Origin of the sequence: Marinobacterium maritimum (assembly GCF_039523155.1) — a bacterium.
GTDB lineage: Bacteria > Pseudomonadota > Gammaproteobacteria > Pseudomonadales > Balneatricaceae > Marinobacterium > Marinobacterium maritimum.
On the sequence record NZ_BAAAET010000001.1, the window covers coordinates 188,786 to 206,418 of the forward strand.

A 17,633-nucleotide genomic window follows, 5' to 3' on the forward strand; every position below is an offset into this window, starting at 1 on the left:
GGGAATGAAATGAGCCTGAACGCGGAACAGGTGCAGCTGGGGTATGACGGCAGCACCATTATCGAGAACCTGAGCGTAGAGGTTCCCATGCAGCAGGTGACGGCTCTGATCGGTCCCAATGGCTGCGGCAAGAGTACGCTGCTGAAAGGTCTGGCCGGCCTGCTCAGGCCAACCCGTGGTGGTATTGAGCTGAATGGTCGCTCACTGGAAAGCTGGCCGCGTCGGGAGTTGGCGTTTGAAGTTGCCATGTTGCCGCAAAAGCCGGTGGCTCCCGAAGGCATTCGGGTGCGTGAGCTGGTCGAGTACGGGCGCTTTCCCTATCAGGGGCTCATGCGCGGTGCCAGCCGGGAGGACAGGGCGGTCGTGGCCTGGGCGATGGAGCAAACGGGCGTCGCCGGTTACGCGGAAAAGCCGGTACAGGCCTTGTCCGGCGGCCAGCAGCAACGGGTCTGGATCGCCATGGCAATCGCACAGCAGGCAAACATCCTGTTGCTTGACGAGCCCACTACCTTTCTCGACTGGGGGCATCAGCTTGAGGTCTTGGAGTTGTTGGCCAAACTCAATCGTGAGCAGAAACTGACCGTTGTGATGTCTCTGCATGACCTTAACCAGGCGGCACAGTTTGCTGACCATGTACTGGTCATGCAGCAGGGGACTCTGTTGGCAGCGGGGGCTCCAAAAGAGGTCATCGAAACCGAGATGCTGGCAAGCGTATTCAATGTTGATGCCGACGTGGAAATCCGTGCCGATGGTAAGCCCTATTGTCTGGCAAAGGGATCAATGAACCGGTGTCGGGCACCGGAATGGATGAAGGATGCTGTGTGAGGGAACTGCAAAAACGTTACCAGCGGGGGCGCATCCCGTTTACGGCCTGTCAGGCTGATCCCCGTTTTTCATATTGTCTGTATGTGCCGAGTTGCCATCTGGAGCAGAGGCAGGCAGAGGCTCCACTGCTGGTTGTTGTACATGGCTCGGGGCGTACGGCCGAAGGGTTTCGGGATGCCTTTATCGAGTTTGCCGAAGAGCATGGCTGTGTGGTGCTGGCGCCCCTGTTTCCGCGAGGTGCGGTCAGCGCTGACGAGCCGGATGGCTACAAGCTTCAGCCTCCGCTTGGCTATCGCTATGATCAGGTACTGCTGTCAATTATTGAAGAAGTTGCTGCTGAATATCGGACTGCGCGGGAGTTCTATCTTTATGGTTTCTCAGGAGGCGCACAGTTTGCGCATCGGTTTGCATACCTACACCCCGGACGCCTGAAAGCTGTCTCCATCCATGCACCCGGTCAGATATGTTTGCCGCACAACATCGGGCCGTTCTTCGATGTGTCTAACATGGAGATGCTCCGGAACGTAAGGGTACACATGGCTGTTGGTTGCGAGGATACCCACAGCATTCAGCCTGAAATGCCCGATAACCAGGGACGTTCTCGCCGGACGCTATTATTGGAACTGTGTGAAGCATGGGAGCAGCAGGGGATTGGAGTAGAGCTGGACGAGGTCCCCGGAATAGCCCATGACGGTTTTGCGCTGCTGCCGGCGGGCCAGCGTTTCTTTGCACGGTTGTTGTTGCCCGATGGCAGTGGAGAGCAATACCAGGCTAATGCGGACTATTAAAACCTTTCAGCGACAATCTCAGGATAAAAAGTCTTCAGCTTCATCAAATCCCCAGGCTCATCCACATCCCACAGGGCGGGGCTTTCGGCCCACTTCCAGTTGAGTTGGGCAAGTCGCACTCGCGTTAGTCGAGCCACCTCTGAGGTGCTCCATGGGATGTCTGTAAAGAGGTCAGCATGAGCTCGATGTAAGCCCAGCAGCGCGTAGCCACCGTCGCTGACCGGACACAGGCAGGCATCATGCCGGGCCAGTGTCGTTGACATGGCGCGTAGCTGATGAGCGTTCAGGGCCGGGCAGTCTGTGCCAATCAGCATCACCGGGTGACCGTGCTGGAGACCACGTTCCGCTGCACTCATCATGCGTACACCCAAGTTGCCTTCAACCTGCTGTGTCAGCTCAATCGGGTCTTGTCTGCGCCATGGCTGCCAGTATTCTGCTTCCATCTCGGGGGCGACACATAGCTCGACTGGGCCTATATCGGCTGCCAGCGCTTGGGCGAGCGTGTGGCGTAATAGACGGTCTGCCAGGGCTGATGCTCCCAGCGGTCCCAGTGCTGGTATCAAGCGTGTTTTGGCAAATCCCGGTCGGGGTTCCTTGGCGATGATAATGATACGAGTTGTCTTCATCTGTATCGCTCCGCCAGCTTTTGGGCCGATGTGCCGCGCCAGTAGGCCCAGCGCAACTGCCACATCAGCAAGATTGTGCGCCAGCTGCCGTGGTGGTCCCAGCGCCGCCCTGAGGTTGTGACCCGGGTGCGTAAACAGGTCGGAGCGCTGACCTGCTTCAGCCGTTTACTGAGTTCAATATCCTCCATCAGTGGCTGAGAGGGGAAGCCACCCACGTGGTCGAACAATTCTCGTGTCATAAACATGGCCTGGTCACCCGTGGCAATACCGCTCAGGCGCGAGCGCACATTCATCAGGTAGGAAACGACCGGCAGCAGGCGGGAGCGCCCTTCAATACGGACATCGAAGCGACCCCATGACAGGGATGAGTCGGCAAGAGCGGCCTGTATCAGTTGATCCGCGTTGTTGGGCAGGCGGGTATCCGCATGCAGAAACACCAGGTTGGGCGCCTGGCTGTGTCGGGCGCCTGCGTTCATTTGGCTGGCGCGGCCCGGTGGAGCGTCCAGAACCGTGAAACCATGAGCACGGGCCGCCGCCGCCGTGCCATCCCGGCTGTCGCCGTCCACCAGCAGTATTTCAGCCCCGCGCTGTTGCCAGGTTCGCAGATGGTCGAGCAATGCGGGCAGGGTGTCGATCTCGTTCAAAACCGGCACGACGATTGCCCACTCAAACCGTGTGCTCATTCTAGCCTCTTCTCCATGCGTGATAGCGCTCAAGCCACTTCAGGGCCGCTTCCGGTGCATGTGCCTTTTTCCATTCACCGGCAGCATACTTGTTGGCTTCCGCCCAGGTCGGGTAGGTATGGATGGTGCCCAGAATCTTGTTGAGCCCCAGCCCGTGCTTCATGGCAAGTACAAATTCTGCCAGCAGCTCACCGGCATGTTCACCGACGATGCAGGCGCCCAGAATGCGATCCTTGCCCGGCTCGGTCAGCACTTTCACGAAGCCTTTAGGCTCGCTTTCGGTAATGGCTCGGTCCAGTTCATCCAGGGCATAACGAGTGATTTCATGCGCAACGCCGCGTTCAATCGCTTCCTGCTCACTCAATCCGACCCGTGCCACTTCCGGGTCGGTAAAGGTGGTCCAGGGAATGACGCGGTAGTCGGCACGGAAACGCTTGAACTGACCAAAGAGAGCGTTGACGGCGGCGTACCATGCCTGGTGGGCAGCGGTATGCGTGAACTGGTAGGGCCCGGCTACATCACCGACTGCGTAGATGTTGGGGTACAAGGTCTCCAGGTAGGCGTTGGTGGTCAGGGTACGGTGCGTTTCAATCCCCAGGGTTTCCAGCCCATAACCGGTCAGGCGTGGCTGTCGACCAACGGCGATCAGCAGCTCATCGAACGGCAGCTCTACTTCCTGTCCCTGATGGTCGCAGATCAGGTAGTTGCATCCATCGCGCTGCTTCGCCCGCAAGGTGGCATGATTCGTCAGCACGTCCACTCCTTCATCCTGCAGCGAGGCCTGAACCAGTTCAGCAACCTCGGTATCTTCCCGCGTCATCAAGCGCTCTCCCCGAACAACCTGAGTAACTTTAGAGCCCAGTCGCGCAAAGCATTGCGACAGTTCGCAGCCGATGGGACCGCCGCCCAGTACCACCAGGTGTTCCGGGGGAGTATCCCGCTCGGCAAATTTGTCCCAGAGCGTATCGCTGGTGACATAGCCGGTTTCATCCAGTCCTGGCAGAGGCGGTACGACCGGGCTGGCCCCCGTTGCCAGAATAATGCTGCGTGCAGTCAGGCGTCGGGTTTCGCCCTCATGCAGGCGTATCTCTACGGTCCAGGGATCAATCAGAGTGGCGTGGCCTTGCAGCACCTCAACCCCCAGGCCCGTGTAGCGCTCGATACTGTCATGGGGCTCTACCTTATGTATGACTGTCTGGATACGGGCCATAACAGCACGAAACGAAAATCGGGGTGCGGTCACATCCAGGCCGTAACGCTCCGCCTGCCTCATCTGGTGAGCCACCCGAGCGCTTTTGATCAACGCCTTGCTGGGCACGCAACCATAGTTCAGGCAATCACCGCCCATCTTGTGAGCTTCGACCAGGGTCACCTTCGCTTTGACGGCAGCGGCAATATAGGCCGATACCAGTCCGCCGGCACCGGCGCCAATCACGATCAGGTTGCGGTCAAATCGGGCCGGCTTTTGCCAGCGGCCATAGACGCGGCGCCGTTGAATCCAGCCGATCAGTTTTTTGGCCAATAGCGGGAACAGGCCCAGCAGCGCGAAAGAGATCAGCAGGTCCGGTGACAGAATGCCGGACAGGCTTTCCAGCTGGGCAATCTGTGTACCGGCATTCACGTACACCAGAGTGCCCGCCAGCATGCCAACCTGGCTTACCCAGTAGAAGGTCCAGGCCCTGATCGGCGTCAGCCCCATCAGCAGGTTGATCAGGAAAAAGGGAAACGCGGGCACTAGGCGCAGGGTGAAGAGATAGAAGGCGCCGTCACGCTCGATGCCTCGGTTGATGGCGTCCAGGCGGTTACCGAAGCGGGATTGCACCCAGTTCTGTAACAGGTAGCGTGATACCAGAAAGGCCAGAGTCGCCCCGATGGTGGAGGCAAAGGACACCAGCAGCAGGCCCTGCCCTAGTCCAAACAGCGCGCCACCGGCCAGCGTCATCACGGCCGCACCAGGCAATGAGAGGGCGGTCACAATGATGTAAAGCAGAAAAAAGCCGCCCGCCGTCAGCAAGGGGGCCTGACTGCGCCAGTATTCAAACTGTTCCAGCCCTGACTTAAGGCCGTCCAGAGTCAGCCAATGGTGCAGGTCCAGTATAAAGAAGGCGATGGCCACTGCGGCAATGACGGCCAGTATCAGCAGCTTTTTCATGCCGATTCACCCAGCGCGCCGCCACAGCTGCTGCCCTGACCGGCTGTGCAGCCGTAGCAGTGATCGGCAGTGCAGATCAGGTTGTTGTCGGTCAGATCAGTGTTGAGCAGCTCTTCCAGCGTACGTACGTTGCCGGGTATGGCCATCTCAAGCTGCTGATTGAAATCGCAGTCATACAGCCGGCCCTGCCAGTCCACACTCAGGGTGGTACGACACATCAGGTTGTCCAGGTTGCTTTGGCTGAAGTTATCCTTGAGCAACTGCATGTAGGGTTCGAACTGGCCCTTGGAGAGCAGCATGGAACCGAATCGCTTGATCGGCATATTGGTGATGGTGAAAAGCTGGTTGAAGCAGATGTCGAAATGCAGCTCAAGCTCGCGTCGGTAATCCGCTTCCAGAGCCTGTTGCGGCGGTGGCAGAAAAGGCCCTTGCGGGTTGTAGACCAGATTCAATACCAGGCCTGAATCAGGTTGGCCATAGCCGAGAGCATTCAGTTTCTGCAGTCCAGCAATGCTGAGGTCAAAAACGCCTTTACCGCGCTGCTTGTCTACATTGTCCATTGAGTAACAGGGGAGTGAAGCCACCACCTCGACCTTCTGTGCGGCCAGGAACTCGGCAAGTCCTTCCTGACCCTCCTCGAACAGAATGGTCAGATTGCAGCGGTCAATGACTCTGACGCCAAGCTGATGGGCCTCGCTTACCAGTTGGCGAAAGCGGGGATGCAGTTCCGGTGCGCCCCCGGTCAGATCGAGGGTCCCTATATTGCGGGCCTTCAGCACTTGGGGGATCAACTCGATCAGCGCGTCGTCCATCATCTCCGTACGGTTGGGGCCAGCATTGACGTGACAGTGCACGCAGGTCTGGTTACAACGGTATCCCAGATTTACCTGCAAGGTATCCGTCTTGGCACGGCGAATGGAGGGGAAGTCAGTCACTTCAAGCAGTTTGATCGTAGACAGCATGTCAGGCTCCTGCTAATGAAATCCGCTTGTGTTAGTTGTCAGTCAAGCCAAGACCTCACTTCCTTACAACTGGTTTGTGTTTTTTCCGCGTCAGCCGTTACGTGTTCATGCCGCTTGACGCAAGAATGGCTGGTATTAAAAACTTCCTTGAAGCCCGCGCCAGCCTGTTCCGTCATTTGACCGGCGGCGCCATTGCCCTGACCGGGGTGGTGATGGTGGCTGCCTGAGTTAGACTGTTCAGCATTCAGGCAAGGGGAGTGTCGGATGCTGAACAAACTCAATTTTCGTCACCTGTATCATTTCTGGGTGGTGGCCCGGGAGGGCAGTATGGCAAGGGCCAGTCAGGTACTCGAGCTGGCACCGCAGACGCTCAGCAGTCAGGTGGCGACCCTCGAAAGCGAAATCGGCGGCCTGCTGTTTCGACGTGAAGGACGGGGGTTGCGACTGACGGAGCTGGGCCTTACCGTGCAGCGTCATGCGGATGAGATCTTCGATGCCGCCGAGGCGCTGCAACAGGTGCTGGACATGCCAACGGATGAGCGCCCTTTGCGGCTTGCCGTGGGGCTCTCTGCTTCGATTCACAAGCTGATCGCCTGGCGTCTGATTGAGCCCGCACTGCATCTGGATCGAGAGCTCAGTCTCAGCTGCGAAACCGGGCGCACCCCCAATCTGCTGGAAGACCTCAAGCGCCACGATCTCGATCTGGTCCTGACGGACCGCCCCCCGGTACTGGATACCGAAACCCGATTGCATCTGCATGAGCTGGTTCGTTCGCCAATGAGCCTGTTTGCCGCCCCTGAGCTTGCCCGCACGCTCAAGATCGATTTTCCCGCCAGTCTCGATGGTCAACCTTTTTTGGCCAACGCCGTTGATGCACCCTATGTGAGTCAACTGATGCAGTGGTTTGATGACGTGGGCGTGCGGGTCTCGATGCGCGCCGAGGTCGATGACAGTGCGCTGATCAAGGTATTCGGTCACCACGGCATGGGGTTCTTTGCAGCACCCTCGGTGATCGCGGACGAGGTGTGCCGGCAGTATCAGGTTGTATGGATCGGGGAGGTTAAGACGGCACAGGACCGCCTTTATGCCATTACTCGAGGCGCCCAGCCATCACACCCGGCGGTGCAGGCGATCTGTCAGAGTCGATGGGAAGACTGTTCGAAAAAAGCTGATGGTTGAGATTAAGAAATCTGCTTTTTTCTTGTGTGTTCCTTGTCCATCATGAACTCGAGATCAAAAGACGAGGAGTCCGATCATGAAAGCGATTCATAAATACCGTCTCGAAGCGTCCGACAGTCCGAACAATCTGCATCTGAAAGAAGGTTACCGGGTCGTACGGTTTGAGTATCTGGTGGCTGAAAAAGGACTCTTCATGTGGGTCGAAGAGCCTCTGCGAGCCGATGTGCCGCTCTGTGAAGCCAGCTTCAGGGTCGCCATGACAGGTAAACCGGTGTCGATGGACTACGAGTACATGGATACCGCTTTGGACCCCTTCGGTCCCGAGGCGTACCACCTGTTCAGGGTCGAAACGGTCAGTACGCATCCGGCGCAGCCAAAACCGCATTTGGTGAAACACGAAGCGGCCTGATTCTTGGCACAAACTGATGTGCTGAGCGCGCTTTGTCGAGAAAATAAAAACCCCGGATGGTTTGCCATCCGGGGTTTTTATTGCCAAAAGCCGAAGCCGTTTCAGGCCTCCTGCAGTTGGCTCAGGAAGCGCTCGTGCAGTTCACCGAACTGCCAGGCGAAGGGCAGTGTCAGCCATTCCAGTTCCAGCGCCTGCAGGGCGGCCGGCGTTGGCTCGTCGTCCTGTTGCGCCAGGGCCTGGTTCAGACGCTCCATCTGATATTCCATCCGCAGCGCTTCGTCACTTTCCGGTGACGGGATGCCCAGCAGAATCTCCAGACGGATACAGAGTTCCCGCGCCTGACGCTCTGACAGTGTCAGTTGCTGCTCGATGCTGCGGGTGCCGGCGCTGATCAGGCGGATCGCTTCCAGGCGCTGGCCGATACGCTCGCGCCAGTGTTCGCCCGGTGACGGGCCGGTGATGGCTTCGGTCAGCAGGGTTGATAGGGTCTCGCTGCTGCCGTTGGCCGCCAGTTCTTCCTCGGCCTGCTCGGCCAGCAGGGCCAGGCGCTGCAGCGCTGCGACGGCATTATCAGCCAGCGGCTGACGTGCCTGCTCCGCCGCCTGTTGGCGTTCCTGCCGTGCCTGAGCCTTGCGTGCGTCCTTGAGGCGACCGAAGATGAGGTCGCACTGTTCACGGAAGGCCTGCCAGAGGGCGCGTTCACGGCTGCGGAAGGTGGGGCCGGCCGCTTTCCACTGCTTCTGCAACTGCTTGGCTTCGTCGGCGGCGGCATCGATATCTTCCGCTTCAGCCAGCTCCGCGGCGCGGGCGATCAGCTGCTCCTTAACCTCGGCACAGTGCTGGCGGTGCTCCTTGATCTGATGATCCATCTCCCGCAGCAGGGTGTTGAACTCCTGTTGCAGAGGCTTACCGGGCGCACGGTCGACCGGGGTGTAGCGGCGCCACTCTTCCCGGGCAGTGCGGCTGACAGCCTCCACGGCTGGCCAGTCGGCCTGGCTCCAGTCCATCTGCTGCAGGTAGGCACTTAGTTGGCTGCAGATCTGCTGGCGCTGGGTCAGGTTGAACTCACGCTGCTGACGCTGGGCCTTGAACCAGGTCTGACAGGGGGCATAGGCTTTTTCGCCTGCTTCCTGGAAGCGCTTCCACAGTTTCTGCGAGTGTACCGAGTCAGTCGCATCGATCTGTTTCCATTCCTGCTGCAGTGCCCTGACCTGGTCGGCCAGTTCTTGCGGCGGCAGTTCGGCATCGATCAAGGCTTCCATCCGCTCGCACAGCGAATCCTTTTTGCCGGCAACGGCGAAGCCCTGCCAGTCGTGCAGCTCGGCCAGGCGGGCATGCAGTTGGCGATAGCGGTTTTCCAGCGTGTCAGACAGCACGGCATTGAGCTTGTCCAGTCGCTTGCCCAGCGCCTGGTGCAAGCGGTTGGCTTCACTCAGGTTGCCGCTGTCGATCGCCTGTTCCAGCTGGTCGAGCTGCTGGTGAATCTCGCTTTCCTGCTGACGGGCTTCCTGGCTGAGTTCGCTTTGCTGTTGTTTCAGCTGCTCCGCCAGTGCCTGCAGTTGCTGCACAGCCTCAGGGAGGGGTTCCTTGCCGGGCCAGTCAAGCAGGTCGAGCAGCTGGCGGACCTTGCGCAGTCGCTGAGGCAGGGGTTGTTCAGCCTGTGTCAGCAGTGTCTGCAGGCTGTCGTTGTGCTGCTCCAGGCGTGCCTGGGCAGCTGCCAGGGCTTCGCCACGGAAGAGACACTTTTGCCACTGCTGCTGCCACTTATTGGACAGTGTTTCGGCCAACGGCAGCCACTGAGCTTGCAGGTTGCTCAGTTCCGACTGGATCTGATTGCTGGGCAGGGCGATGGCGGCTTCAAGTCGAGTCAGCAGGGCTGCTGCCTGTTCTTCTCGGGCCTGCTGCTGCTGGCGCAGTTGCTCTTCTGCGGCTTCGGCATCGGCCTGCTGTTGCAGACGCTGCTCGATGCTCTGCTTCAGGTTATCGAAGGTGTGCTGCTCGTCAGTGCTGATGTCTGGCAGCTGTTGCCATTCCTGATAGAGCGCCTGGGCGCGAGCCTGAAGGAACTGGATATCCTCGGTCGTGGCCAACTGGTGCAGCTGGGTCAGCAACTGTTGGCGGCGCAGACTGGCTTCTGCCTGCAGGCGTGATTGCTCACGCAGGCTGTTGAGCTTGTCTCGGCTGATTCGATGAACCGCCTTGTCGCGCCCACGGCTGGCACGCTGTACCTGTTCCAGCAGTTCGGCATCCTCGATACGCTGGGCGGCTTCCTTACGGATATTCGCCAGGCGCGCATGCAGGGCAATCTGCAGCAGTACGGACTCATCGTTGATGCTGTTGAGCATCTGGGTTTCCAGCTGAGCATTGGTGTTGATAATGATCTGGGTACGCGCTGAATCATCGTTGATCAGCTCCAGCAGCTGGCAGAGGCTATTCGAGTCCTCACTGCCGCTGAGGCACTCGCTGACCCGGATGCCGGCCTGTTCACGGATCTCGGCATCATCTGACTGGCGTAGTACGGTCAGCAGTGAATCGGTATCGGTCAACCTGCGCACGGCTTGCAAGCGTACCTGACGATTACTGTCGCTCAGCGCCAGTTGGCACAGAATACCGGCCTGCTCAGGCTGGTCCGGGCACAGTTTACTGACAGCCGAAACGCGCACTTCCGGATTTGAATGACGCCACTTGGGCTTGAACAGGTTTGCAAACATCGGTCACCACTACCAGAGGAGAGTCCCGGCATCCGTTATCGAAGATGAGCGGGCGGGTCGACATTCTACCGGTCAGGGGAGTGCAAGGAAAAGCCTTGACAGACGCTGAATGGCGTCAAGCAGTTCGGTTTGGCTGTGATCAGATGCTCAAATCCAGCTGCTGGACGCTACCGACTCGACCCTCTTCAGATAGGTAGATGCCGCTGGATCGGATCACCCCAAGGCGATTTTCCTGCAGGTTGGGCGTCAATGAAAACTCGGTGTCGGCGCTACCCAGATAAATGGCACCAACATTTTGTGAGGTGAGGCTCAGCATATCGCCCTGGCCATCGGCGGTGGGTGACCAGAGTCGCAGGCGGGAAAAAATATCGTCCCCTTCGTCGATGAAACCGTTGCCGTCGTCATCGTATTGCGCCAGTTCGGCAAAGCCATTGCCACTGCGTGCCCCAAACATCTCGCTGCCATCATTGATCTTGCCGTCCACGTTCTTGTCCAGCACCAGAAAGGCGCTGTTACCGGCAAGCGTCGGTACACTGTCTTCTGTACCGTCGAGATCCAGGTCAAATTGGAAGCGAGTGCTACTCAGTTCAGCGGCGATGCCGTCAAAATTGAGCACCAGAGGGTCAGACAGGCGCGCGCCAAGCCGCAGGCTTTGATGCTGTTCTACGGTTATCGAACGGGCCATCTGCAGTTCCAGCTCGATGTTGATCTGCTGACCATCAGCCGTTGTTACGCGGCCGCTGGCGGTAAAGCGGGTTTGTTCGGACTCGTCGATTCTGAGCGAGCGCTGATACTCCAGGCCGATAGCCGGTTGCGCTGGAGCAGCCGGTGGGGCGGCAGATGCCGGGGGCTTTGGGGCGTCAATATTCGCATGGGCTTCAAGAACACCGGGGTCCATCAGCGTCATCCGGATTTCCTTGCCGGTGATCGCCTTGTGCAGGCGGGCGATCAGGTCCAGCTTGAGTCTGTCCTCTGCAGGCAGCTGCTCTAGTGGACTCTCGCTGGCCTCGGTGGATGAGGCTGTTTCGAATCCGGTGTCGACAGACGCATTGGCGGCAGGGGGCAACGTATTGGCGGATTGAGCGCGCAATGCCTGTGCGCTGTAGAGGGACAGTTCCCGTTCGCTGACCGCAGCGGCCTCGAAGACCACATCAACACGCCGGTTACCGGTTACGGCATCAGTACTGACACGGCCCACGCGCAGAGATTCCTGCTCTGACTCACTGCGGTTGTAGCTGCGCTCGCTGCCCAGTTGCAGGTTGTGGTTCTGTATATGCATCGGCCGGGCCCTTGAATGTGACTGCAAGGGGTATCGGCCAATGCGGGATGAAATTTAGTCAGCTGTTCAAGCGGGCAACAACTCAACGTCGCCATCGGTATAGACCCAAAGCCCCTGTTCCCGCTCGAAGTTCGAACGCTCGTGCAGGATGCCACTGCCTTCCGGGCTGTCAAAGGACGCCTTGAATTCGACGATGCCGGTCTGATCGCTGGCCGAGCCCGCTTTCGTATCCAGAATCTTCAGCCCGGTCCAGGTGGTAACCTGGGTTTGTTCCGATAACAGCTCGGCGTCATGAGGGCCGCGTTTACGGGAGGCGGTGGTGTTAATCAGATAGTCCACCGCGCCCAGAGCGAAGGCGGTATACCGGGAGCGCATCAGCGCTTCGGCGGTGGCTGCCGGCTTGCGTCCGGAAATCGCCGGTTCGCAGCAGAAACTGAACGGCTTGCCCGAGCCGCAGGGGCAGCGGGTGTCCAAATCCTTGTTATCGGTCAGCATACGGATGATCCATTGAAGGTGAGATGTTAATCTGACGGGTTCAATTGGATCTAACCATTCCCCTTACGAAAAGTCGAGACAGAGAACCGATGGCGGGCGAGCAGAACGAAACCTTTTACTGGCACGATTATGAAACCACCGGTATCGACCCGGCCCGGGATCGCCCCCTGCAGTTTGCCGGTATCCGTACCGACGCCGATTTCAATATCATCGGCGAACCGCTGATGATCTACTGCCGTCCCTCCGAGGATGTATTGCCGCATCCTCAGGCCTGCCTGGTGACCGGTATTACGCCGCAGACCGCCCTGCAGGAAGGGGTCAGTGAGGCGGAGTTCATCGCGCGGGTTCACGCCGAACTGGCACAGCCGGGCACCTGTGGCGTGGGCTACAACAGCCTCAGGTTCGATGACGAGATTACACGCTATACCCTGTACCGCAACTTCTACGACCCCTATGCCCGCGAGTGGCAGAATGGCTGCTCGCGCTGGGACATCATCGACATGCTGCGTTTGACCCGGGCATTGCGCCCTGAGGGTATCGAGTGGCCGGAATACGAAGATGGCCGCCCCAGCCTGCGTCTGGAGGATCTGACCAAGGCCAACGGCATCGATCACGGCCATGCCCATGATGCCCTGTCCGATGTCTACGCGACCATTGCGGTGGCCAAGCTGATCAAGGAGCGTCAGCCCAAACTGTTCGACTTCGTGCTGCGCAACCGTGGCAAGCGGGCCGTGCAGGCCCAGCTGGACGTAGTGCGCATGAAACCGGTGCTGCATATCTCGTCCAAATACCCGACCGAGTGGGGCAATGCCGCCATCGTGGCGCCGGTGGCCAGCCACCCGAGCAACCGCAACAGCACCCTGGTCTGGGACCTGCGTGAGGACCCGACCCCGCTGTTCGAATTGGGTGTGGATGAACTGCGCAAACTGATCTATACCCGCCACGATGAACTGCCGGCTGGGGCGCCGCGCATTGCGCTCAAGCAGGTGCTGGCGAACAAGTGTCCGATCATCGCGCCTGCCGGCATGCTGACCAAGGTGGAGGCCGATCGCTTGTCGATTGACGGCGATACCTGTCGTCGCCATCTGCAGATGTTGCGCAATGAAGCTGGAGTGGCGGCGAAAGTGGCCGATATATTCAGTGATGGCGGTCCCCAGTCGGACGGGGATCCGGACCATATGCTCTACAGCGGCGGCTTCTTCTCCGATCACGACCGGGCTCTGATGGAGCAGGTGCGGGCCGCCGAGCCGATGGCACTGGCCGAGTTGGATCTGCCGTTCCAGGATGCCCGTCTGGAAGAGATGCTGCTGCGCTACAAGGCACGGAATTTTGAATACACGCTGAGCGAAGATGAAGCCCAGCGCTGGGAGGAGTACCGCAGCCGCAAGCTGCTGCAGGGAGAGGGCGGCGGCTACAGCCTGCCACAGCTGTTCAAGGACCTGAACGAACTTGCTCAGGATCCGCAGTTGCCGGATCGCGACCGCCACATACTGGAGGAACTGGCGCTCTATGCCGAGTCGATCTACCCGGGAGAATACTTCTAGGCGCTATTGCCAGGCTTGGGCTTGCCTGCTGGGGCTGTCTTTTGCCACGGGAGTGATGGCTGCTGAACCGATCCCCTATGCGGTGACGGAGGTCGACCAGTTTTCCGCTGGCCGGGTTCACGGTCGTGATGCCTATGAGGGTAAGGGACGCGGCGACCCGGACTGGGAGCCAATGCCTGAAGTTCGCTATGCTGATCATAAGAAACGGCAGTACCCCGTGCAGGTGGTGTACCCTTCGGCACCGCCACCGGTGCACCAGGTGGTGGTTCGGTCTGAACCCGAAGTCGCTCTGGTCGGCGAAGACAAGATCTTTGATCAGGTCCGCCTGGATCTGGATATCCAGCGCTGTATTTTCCAGAATATCTGTACCGAAGAGGTGAAGGCGATTCCGGGCGTCTACCTGGGGAATGAGCTGTCGGGGGACGAGGACTGGACCGGGCGTGCGGATGATGTGCTGGAAGTGATCAGTGAAGACAGTCCGGCCGAAGCCCCTCTGCCATCAGGGCCGGGCAACCGGGCGCCGGGGCGGGTCTTCGTCGAAGAACCCGCCGAGACGCGCTGAATTTACTCAAAGCGCGGCAATCACAGTGCGGGGACGCCCAGCTGCTCCTGCTTAAGGGCGTTCAGGCGTGCGTCATCATCCTGCTGCGCCTGCTGCTTGACGGCCGCCTCCACGGTGCCGCCGAAGTTGCGAATCAGCAGCTGGCGGGCCATCAGATTATCCATCATCGCACTCAGATCCTCACGGCTCAGCCCACGGGTGTATTCGCTGAGGCGTTCACGGGTGTCGAATGCCAGGTTGTCACGATCCAGCTCGCGCCAGTAACGGCTGGTCCGTTCATTAAGGTCGGTGTCGCGCTGGTTAATGCGTGACAGCAAACTCTGCTTGTAGCGTTCCAGCTCTTCATCACCGAGGGCGGCCAGTCGTGCCCGGGTGTCTTCCAGAAAACGGGTATATTCACTGGCAAGTACGAAGGGGTCGGTATTGGGGGACTGTACCACCAGCGTCAGGCCGGCCCGCTCACGGATCGGCATGAAGTTGGCGAAGACAATGTAACCGTACTGCTTTTCGGTACGCAGGCGCGAATAGAAGGGGGTGGAGGCGATCTCGCTGATCAGGGCCACGGCTGCCCGGGTGCGCAGGTCCTCGTTCGGTCCCTGCAGATAGAGCAGAGTAGAGGCATCGCTGTGCTCGGTCAGGAAGGTGTCGATCATCGGCTCGTTGAGCGGCAGCGACAGCACATGCGGAGGCTCTGCCAGCCAGCCCAGCTGTGCCGGCTGCAGGGTATGACTGACCTGCTGCGCCATGGCAATGGCTGTGTCGGTTGCCAGGTTGCCATGAGCCAGCAGGCGCAGGCCAGCAGGTTCCAGCAGTCCGGGATAGAAGCCTTTCAGGTCATCAAGACTGAGCGTGTTCAGCGCTGCCAGTTTCTGCTCCCGAGTCCAGCTGCCCAGCAGGTGGTTGTACAGGTGATTGAACGCCTGGTTGTAGGGCTTTTCCTGGGCCGCGTTTTCCAGTTCCTCGCGCAGCTGGTCACGGATGCGGGCAAAGCGCTCCGCATCGAACTCGGGGTTGCGCATCGCTGTCATCAGCGTTGTCAGCAGCAGGGGCTGCTTGTCGCTGAAGCCGCTGAGCTTCAGGCTGAGACCCTGCATGTGGGGGTACAAGCTGACACCCAGCCCCGCCAGGGCAGCGTCGTACAGGGGTTCATTGAGCTGGTCCAGCACCATACGAGTATAGAGGTGGGCCAGCATGGTGTTACGCGCCGACTGGTTGGCCACAGGAGACAGCAGGCTGAAGAAGAAATCAGCCTTGGGGCGCTGGAATTCGTTGTCCGGCAGGTACCAGAGTACTGAACCGGGTTTGGACCAGATCGCCTGCGGGTGCGGATAGTCTTCGGCGCTGATCAGTGCCAGGTTTTCAGCGATGAAGGGGTTGCGCTTGCGTACATGCAGGCGCGCGTCGATGCTCGGTGTCTGCCATTGCGCCAGGCGCGCTTCATCGATCGGCTGAATCGAGTAGGCGGTCTGGTAGCGTGCTTCAACCTGATCGGTCTGCAGTTCCTGTCCTTCCAGTGTCAGCAGCAAGTTGTTCGGGCGCATCTGCTCCAGATAGCGCTGGATCAACTCGGCATCGAAGTCACCGAAGTAATAGTCGGCCTTGAGCAGGTAGGGCGTCGGGTAGTGCTGCAGCGCCTGCGACAGGCGCATCACTTCGTGCGTGGGGTCGCCGGGCATGCGGTAGCGGAACTGGATCTCGGACAGCTGGCGCTCTTCGGCAAACAGCTCGGCGTTAACGCCTTCCAGGCGCAGCGTCTCGATGAAGGCGAAGGTATCCGCCGTGATCTGGTCGATGGCGGCCCAGCCTGCCTCGGTCAGCTCCATCTCGATGCGGAACATCGCCTGTTCGGGCAGGTCCATCGCTGGTGATGCCGAGAGGCTGCGTACCCAGCCCTTCGCTTTGAGCAGGGACAGCAGGCTGCCCTTGCCCTCATAACCGATCAGGCTGCTCAGGTAGTACAGCGGTTTCTGCTGCCAGTGTGTGCGAACCGACGGCATCGGGAAGCTCAGGCTGAGTACCCGGGTTTCACGCAGGGTCTCGATATTGAGCTGGGCGGGCAGGCTGCCCTCGACAAAGAGGGGCGCCTGGTCCACATAGGGGCTGGCGTGGCGGTTTTCCACCGCGCCGAATGCCTGGCGCACCAGTGACTCGAGCTGGTCCAGTGGCTGCGGGCCGAGCACGGCCAGGGTCATCAGGTTGGCGGAATAATACCGTTCGTAGAAACGGATCAGCTCCTCGCGAATATGACTGTCATCCGAGTTGGACAGGGTCTGCAGGCTGCCGACAGCGAAACGGCTGTAGTGGTGAGCAGGGTTGAAGGCCTGCTTTTGGGCCTCGAAGCTGCGACGGCCGTCATCCCTCAGCTTGGCCTGATACTCGGAGTGCACCGCATGGCGTTCGCGATCCACATACTCGGCGGTGAACAGCGGGGCAATGAAAAACTGGGCAAAACGATCGACCGCTTCGGGCAGGGCGCTGGCTTCGACGTCGAAGAAATAGTTGGTGTTTTCATAGGCGGTGAAAGCGTTGTGACTGCCGCCGTGGGAGCTGATGAATTGCTGGTAGCTGTCCGCCTGCGGATATTTCTCGGTGCCGAGAAACAGCATATGTTCGAGGAAGTGGGCCAGCCCGGGGCGCTGCTCGGGGTTGGCATTGGAGCCCACATCCACATTCATCGACACCGCCGCCTTATCGGCGCGCGGGTCAGAGACCACCACTGCACGCAGACCATTATCCAGCTGCAGGTAGCGGTATTCGCGGGTGTCCAGCGGACCGGTAATGATTTCGGCCCGCAGCGGCAGAGCCAGCCAGGACAGCAAAAGCAGCAGCATGAAAGCCAGCGGACGATGTAGACGGAGCATATTCCCTCACTAGTGTTGTACGGCCTCAAGACGACATGGGACACCGGCGCTGAGCAGCAGTTCAATCGAGCCCTGTTGAGTGGCTCTGGCGGAAATGCTGCCACTTGGGTGCAGAGGACGCGGACAGTCGATACAATCAGCCAGAGTTTACAGGATAGGAAACTAACGGATGAACCGTGAAAAGGTGATCTTTGCGTTTTTCATTGTGCTGGCACTGACGCTTAACTTCGGTTTTGTACTGGGGGATCTGGACAATGCCGCTCATCACGATGTCTTCGAGCTGTTTGCCGCGCTGGTGGTCAGCCTGATCTGCACCGTGCTCAAATTCGGTGACCGCACCCACCTGGGGGCATTGATGCTGGCGACCAGCCTGGTGGCCGATCTGCAGTTGATCATCGCCGCGGGTTTCTGGGGCTACGGAGAGCAGATCGCTGCGGCCGGTATGACGCCGAGAATCATGGCCAGTGTCGTGTCCTTTGCTGCCGGTGCCGCGGTGGCCAACCTGATCTCCGTCATCCTGCTGGTGGTGGAAACCGCACTGATACGGCGCTGAGCGC

Annotated in this window: 15 protein-coding genes; 7 read left to right on the forward strand and 8 right to left on the reverse strand. The window is 59.5% G+C overall.

Going from position 1 to position 17,633, the window contains the following annotated elements:
* Positions 1–9 precede the first annotated feature (9 nt).
* Both ABD013_RS00865 and ABD013_RS00870 read left to right on the forward strand, forming a co-directional pair.
* Positions 10–825, forward strand: a complete 816-nt coding sequence (locus ABD013_RS00865) for an ABC transporter ATP-binding protein (RefSeq protein ID WP_343800840.1) — start codon at positions 10–12, stop codon at positions 823–825.
* The gene (locus ABD013_RS00870; protein WP_343800843.1) at positions 822–1,613 is read left to right on the forward strand and encodes an alpha/beta hydrolase family protein; all 792 of its coding nucleotides are present in this window, start codon (positions 822–824) and stop codon (positions 1,611–1,613) included. The genes ABD013_RS00865 and ABD013_RS00870 overlap by 4 nt, the downstream gene beginning before the upstream one ends.
* On the opposite strand, the gene ABD013_RS00875 is transcribed toward ABD013_RS00870, so the two are convergent.
* From ABD013_RS00875 to arsS, 4 genes are read right to left on the reverse strand one after another with little or no spacing between them, the layout of a single operon-like run.
* Positions 1,610–2,239, reverse strand: a complete 630-nt coding sequence (locus tag ABD013_RS00875; protein WP_343800846.1) for a TIGR04282 family arsenosugar biosynthesis glycosyltransferase — start codon at positions 2,237–2,239, stop codon at positions 1,610–1,612. The genes ABD013_RS00870 and ABD013_RS00875 overlap by 4 nt on opposite strands.
* Positions 2,236–2,922: a TIGR04283 family arsenosugar biosynthesis glycosyltransferase gene (locus tag ABD013_RS00880; RefSeq protein WP_343800849.1), complete on the reverse strand. Its 687-nt coding sequence runs from the start codon at positions 2,920–2,922 to the stop codon at positions 2,236–2,238. Before ABD013_RS00880 ends, ABD013_RS00875 begins: the two co-directional genes overlap by 4 nt.
* 1 nt (position 2,923) lies before the next feature.
* Positions 2,924–5,074: an FAD-dependent oxidoreductase gene (locus ABD013_RS00885; RefSeq protein ID WP_343800852.1), complete on the reverse strand. Its 2,151-nt coding sequence runs from the start codon at positions 5,072–5,074 to the stop codon at positions 2,924–2,926.
* Positions 5,071–6,036, reverse strand: a complete 966-nt coding sequence (gene arsS, locus ABD013_RS00890) for an arsenosugar biosynthesis radical SAM (seleno)protein ArsS (RefSeq protein WP_343800855.1) — start codon at positions 6,034–6,036, stop codon at positions 5,071–5,073. The genes ABD013_RS00885 and arsS overlap by 4 nt, the downstream gene beginning before the upstream one ends.
* Before the next feature lie 264 nt (positions 6,037–6,300).
* On the opposite strand from arsS, the gene ABD013_RS00895 reads away from it, so the two are divergent.
* Together ABD013_RS00895 and ABD013_RS00900 are read left to right on the forward strand one after the other, a co-directional pair.
* Positions 6,301–7,215 (forward strand): LysR family transcriptional regulator, encoded by a 915-nt coding sequence (locus tag ABD013_RS00895; RefSeq protein WP_343800857.1) that lies wholly within the window; start codon positions 6,301–6,303, stop codon positions 7,213–7,215.
* A gap of 76 nt (positions 7,216–7,291) precedes the next feature.
* Positions 7,292–7,624: a DUF7352 domain-containing protein gene (locus ABD013_RS00900; protein ID WP_343800859.1), complete on the forward strand. Its 333-nt coding sequence runs from the start codon at positions 7,292–7,294 to the stop codon at positions 7,622–7,624.
* 101 nt (positions 7,625–7,725) lie between these two features.
* On the opposite strand, the gene ABD013_RS00905 is transcribed toward ABD013_RS00900, so the two are convergent.
* The 3 genes from ABD013_RS00905 to ABD013_RS00915 all read right to left on the reverse strand — a co-directional run bounded on the left by ABD013_RS00905 (position 7,726) and on the right by ABD013_RS00915 (position 12,109).
* The gene (locus ABD013_RS00905) at positions 7,726–10,335 is read right to left on the reverse strand and encodes a DUF349 domain-containing protein (RefSeq protein ID WP_343800861.1); all 2,610 of its coding nucleotides are present in this window, start codon (positions 10,333–10,335) and stop codon (positions 7,726–7,728) included.
* A 139-nt stretch (positions 10,336–10,474) separates the two neighbouring features.
* Positions 10,475–11,614 (reverse strand): hypothetical protein, encoded by a 1,140-nt coding sequence (locus ABD013_RS00910; RefSeq protein ID WP_343800864.1) that lies wholly within the window; start codon positions 11,612–11,614, stop codon positions 10,475–10,477.
* A gap of 66 nt (positions 11,615–11,680) precedes the next feature.
* Entirely contained in the window at positions 11,681–12,109 is a 429-nt protein-coding gene (locus ABD013_RS00915; protein ID WP_343800867.1) for a YchJ family protein, read from the reverse strand.
* 89 nt (positions 12,110–12,198) lie between these two features.
* Between ABD013_RS00915 and sbcB the strand changes: the two genes are divergently transcribed.
* Together sbcB and ABD013_RS00925 are read left to right on the forward strand one after the other, a co-directional pair.
* On the forward strand, positions 12,199–13,653 hold the full coding sequence (gene sbcB, locus ABD013_RS00920) for an exodeoxyribonuclease I (protein WP_343800870.1): 1,455 nt from the start codon (positions 12,199–12,201) through the stop codon (positions 13,651–13,653).
* Between the two features lie 55 nt (positions 13,654–13,708).
* A complete protein-coding gene (locus ABD013_RS00925; RefSeq protein WP_343800873.1) occupies positions 13,709–14,215 on the forward strand; it encodes a hypothetical protein in 507 nt (168 codons plus the stop codon).
* A 20-nt stretch (positions 14,216–14,235) separates the two neighbouring features.
* On the opposite strand, the gene ABD013_RS00930 is transcribed toward ABD013_RS00925, so the two are convergent.
* Positions 14,236–17,076: an insulinase family protein gene (locus ABD013_RS00930; protein ID WP_343800876.1), complete on the reverse strand. Its 2,841-nt coding sequence runs from the start codon at positions 17,074–17,076 to the stop codon at positions 14,236–14,238.
* Positions 17,077–17,245: 169 nt separating this feature from the next.
* Between ABD013_RS00930 and ABD013_RS00935 the strand changes: the two genes are divergently transcribed.
* Complete coding sequence (locus ABD013_RS00935) at positions 17,246–17,629, forward strand: DUF6394 family protein (RefSeq protein WP_343800879.1); 384 nt, start codon at positions 17,246–17,248, stop codon at positions 17,627–17,629.
* The last annotated feature ends 4 nt before the right edge of the window (positions 17,630–17,633 follow it).

Excerpts from the sequence above, each read along its gene's own strand:
- ABD013_RS00935 (WP_343800879.1), top strand. The coding sequence starts at position 17,246 with ATGAACCGTGAAAAGGTGATCTTTGCGTTTTTCATTGTGCTGGCACTG.
- ABD013_RS00930 (WP_343800876.1), bottom strand. The coding sequence starts at position 17,076 with ATGCTCCGTCTACATCGTCCGCTGGCTTTCATGCTGCTGCTTTTGCTG.
- ABD013_RS00880 (WP_343800849.1), bottom strand. The coding sequence starts at position 2,922 with ATGAGCACACGGTTTGAGTGGGCAATCGTCGTGCCGGTTTTGAACGAG.
- ABD013_RS00865 (WP_343800840.1), top strand. The coding sequence starts at position 10 with ATGAGCCTGAACGCGGAACAGGTGCAGCTGGGGTATGACGGCAGCACC.
- ABD013_RS00905 (WP_343800861.1), bottom strand. The coding sequence starts at position 10,335 with ATGTTTGCAAACCTGTTCAAGCCCAAGTGGCGTCATTCAAATCCGGAA.
- ABD013_RS00885 (WP_343800852.1), bottom strand. The coding sequence starts at position 5,074 with ATGAAAAAGCTGCTGATACTGGCCGTCATTGCCGCAGTGGCCATCGCC.
- sbcB (WP_343800870.1), top strand. The coding sequence starts at position 12,199 with ATGGCGGGCGAGCAGAACGAAACCTTTTACTGGCACGATTATGAAACC.
- ABD013_RS00915 (WP_343800867.1), bottom strand. The coding sequence starts at position 12,109 with ATGCTGACCGATAACAAGGATTTGGACACCCGCTGCCCCTGCGGCTCG.
- ABD013_RS00925 (WP_343800873.1), top strand. The coding sequence starts at position 13,709 with ATGGCTGCTGAACCGATCCCCTATGCGGTGACGGAGGTCGACCAGTTT.
- ABD013_RS00900 (WP_343800859.1), top strand. The coding sequence starts at position 7,292 with ATGAAAGCGATTCATAAATACCGTCTCGAAGCGTCCGACAGTCCGAAC.
- ABD013_RS00910 (WP_343800864.1), bottom strand. The coding sequence starts at position 11,614 with ATGCATATACAGAACCACAACCTGCAACTGGGCAGCGAGCGCAGCTAC.
- arsS (WP_343800855.1), bottom strand. The coding sequence starts at position 6,036 with ATGCTGTCTACGATCAAACTGCTTGAAGTGACTGACTTCCCCTCCATT.
- ABD013_RS00895 (WP_343800857.1), top strand. The coding sequence starts at position 6,301 with ATGCTGAACAAACTCAATTTTCGTCACCTGTATCATTTCTGGGTGGTG.
- ABD013_RS00875 (WP_343800846.1), bottom strand. The coding sequence starts at position 2,239 with ATGAAGACAACTCGTATCATTATCATCGCCAAGGAACCCCGACCGGGA.